We start from the raw sequence: 2,512 nt of genomic DNA on the forward strand, positions 1-2,512 counted from the left end.
CGTGCTCCTTCACGTGCGAGTTCTGACGATGGGTGACGAACGGGCCGGACCTCTCGATCCACCTCCCGCTCACCCCTCCAAAGCTCTTCACCTCCTCTCGGCCGCCGTCTTCTCCGACGCCCGCCGGGAGGTCCAAGGCCTGGCTGACCGCACGTCCGACCGATCCGCTGGCGCCAGGGAGTGCGGTGGTTTGGGAACGCCAAGGCCGACTGCGGCCATCTGCGAGATTATCCGCGGCGTGCGCGCGCACGGGGATCTCACGATGGCGCTCGCAGGACATCAGCGGTGCTGTGGAGAGGCTCGCGTTGCCGGGAGCGCTACACGCGGGCTCCGTCGCTGTGCCGGAAGGCGCCCTGCGCCGTCGGGCCGGCCTGACTCATGGATCGAGCACCGTTGTTATGATCGCGCCGGCAACCGGACGCGAATGTGTTGACGGTCTTCACCCCGCTTGGGCAGCGCCCGAGCTAAACATCCTCGCTCATGAACGCTGCGTAGTCCGCCTGCCGGGCGGTCGCGTGCAGCATCGCGTCCCGGAACGTGAACTGGTTCTCGTCCATCGCCGCCATGGCGAGCAATGCCGGCTGCGACATGGAGTCAATCGAGAGCGATGCCGGTTCACCCGGGGACCCGATAGAAGTGCCTTTGCAAATCTCGCGACAGCAGGTCCACCGCCGCCGGAACCAGGGGCTGCAACTCCGTCAGACGATTCCGCGCGGCAAGCATGACAATGACGGGGATCGGCAGGGCTTCGAGGTTCTGCTGATGCTCGATGCCACGATCGACGGTGATCAGCGCGTCGAAGCCCTCGCCGGCGGCCAATGACAGCAAGAGGCCGTTCCCAGTGCCGGACCAGCCCATCTCCTGAACCGTGCACAGCGTGAACGATGCGGGGAAGGCCGCGGCGAGCCGCTTCGGCACCGATTCGTCAAGCAGCAGCTTCATCGCCGCCGCTCACCAGCATCGTCGTCGCGCGTTCGAGCAGCGCGACCGCCTGGCGCCGCGACACCGTCGGGTAGTCCGCCAGGAAATCGTCCAGCCGGTCGCCGGCTTCGAGATGTTCCATCAGGATGCGTACAGGAACCCTGGTGCCCGCGAACACCGGTGTCCCGCCGAGGATATTGGGGTTCCGGTCGATCAGCTTGTCGGTCATCCCGTCCTCCAGCGTCGTTGGCCTCGCTTCGCCGCCCTCGTCAGGGGCGGCGGCGCGTTGTTCACGAATGCATTCGGCCGCCGGGGTGCCGTCCGGCCCACCGGCTCCGCACAGCGCTGGTGCCGCCCGCCGCCGTCGCGGTGGATGACAAAGGCCGCAATGTTGGCGTAGAGGGAAGGGTGCCTACTAACGGTCATGGAGCCCGGCCCTCTGGATCCTGAGCCCTCCCAGCGAGGCCCCCTCACTCAGTCGCGCCATCATGCGCCGGTGGGCCGACATCCATTCAGGATCAGCGGCCTTGCCGGCGCCATGGGGAACGAGCTTCGCAATGGGCCGGCCGCGCCGAGTGATAAGGAAGCCCTCGCCGCGCTCGACCGCGCGGAGGAGCTTCGAGAACTTCTGGTGAGCAGTCGCCAGGGAGACCGTGCGCATGAGGCTGACCCTCTGGATGGCGTGCAGCAAGTATATCGCGGAATTGACCGGCCCGGCGTCAAGACGGCTGGCCGGCATAGACGCCTGCGCGGCCGGGATGTCCTCGCCGCCTTCGGTGCAGAGAGGAGCGGACCGGACTGTTCCACGCGGGCATTCCAGCCACAAATCCTCGCGGGATAACGCCGGTCACTCCGAGCCGATGGCCATCAGCGGGACGTTGGCGCATATCTCCACCTGGTCGTGGCGGAGCCCGGCGAAGACCAGGCAGGCGGCGGCCTCGGCCTCGGTCTCGAAGGTCCCCAGTTCCAGCGAGGTCTGCAACTCGATCACGGTGATTTGCGGCGGCCACATCGACACGAGATGGCGCTCGGGCGCGCGGGAGTTGGAACGATATGCGCAGCGCTGACAACGCGCGGCGCCACCGGCAGGCGCCTTGCAATCCACGCAAATGCCTTGGGCACGCCGGGCGGCATATCGCCTCCTGCTGACGGCGCTCTCCCGTTCGGGCGAGACGCGCTCCTTCTCCAGCGCGAGGCATCGGCCGCACCGTGACAGGCCACCAACGGTGGGCCGAGTGCAGCGCACGCAGCGGCCGGCGGCCTTGCGCGCGGCATAGCGGCGGCGGTCGAGTGCCCGTCTTGCCTCGCGACATGGCTCACAGACAGAGCGGTATTCTTCCGGCCGGCGGAGGCCGCAGGACGAGCAAAGCCCCGCGTCTTGCCGTTCACGGCGGCGGCGCCTGTCGCCGGCACGGTTGGCGCGGCGCGTCGTTTCCAGATCGCGCCCACGGTAGAGCTTGCCTTGAGCCCTGGCCCTGTCGCGTCGGGCCTTCTCGGCAGCGCGCCTTTTCTCCGCGCAACTGCCGCAAACCTTGAGGCCGGGCTCGGGCGGACACTTTCCGCATGATGGCAATGATCTTGTTATGTTGAG

Annotated in this window: 5 protein-coding genes; all 5 read right to left on the reverse strand. The window is 67.7% G+C overall.

Translation table 11 applies throughout. The features are described 5' to 3' along the window. Positions 1–464: 464 nt before the first annotated feature. The 5 genes from OXU42_05420 to OXU42_05440 all read right to left on the reverse strand — a co-directional run bounded on the left by OXU42_05420 (position 465) and on the right by OXU42_05440 (position 1,933). Entirely contained in the window at positions 465–590 is a 126-nt protein-coding gene (locus OXU42_05420) for a hypothetical protein (protein MDE0028831.1), read from the reverse strand. A gap of 25 nt (positions 591–615) precedes the next feature. Next, positions 616–942, reverse strand: a complete 327-nt coding sequence (locus OXU42_05425) for a hypothetical protein (GenBank protein ID MDE0028832.1) — start codon at positions 940–942, stop codon at positions 616–618. Beyond that, entirely contained in the window at positions 926–1,150 is a 225-nt protein-coding gene (locus OXU42_05430) for a DUF433 domain-containing protein (GenBank protein ID MDE0028833.1), read from the reverse strand. The genes OXU42_05425 and OXU42_05430 overlap by 17 nt, the downstream gene beginning before the upstream one ends. 186 nt (positions 1,151–1,336) lie before the next feature. Beyond that, on the reverse strand, positions 1,337–1,612 hold the full coding sequence (locus OXU42_05435) for a type II toxin-antitoxin system prevent-host-death family antitoxin (GenBank protein MDE0028834.1): 276 nt from the start codon (positions 1,610–1,612) through the stop codon (positions 1,337–1,339). A 156-nt stretch (positions 1,613–1,768) separates the two neighbouring features. Continuing rightward, positions 1,769–1,933 (reverse strand): hypothetical protein, encoded by a 165-nt coding sequence (locus tag OXU42_05440; protein ID MDE0028835.1) that lies wholly within the window; start codon positions 1,931–1,933, stop codon positions 1,769–1,771. Positions 1,934–2,512: the final 579 nt, after the last annotated feature.

The sequence above is a fragment of the Deltaproteobacteria bacterium genome, assembly GCA_028818775.1.
Classification (GTDB): Bacteria; Desulfobacterota; Binatia; order UBA9968; family JAJDTQ01; genus JAJDTQ01.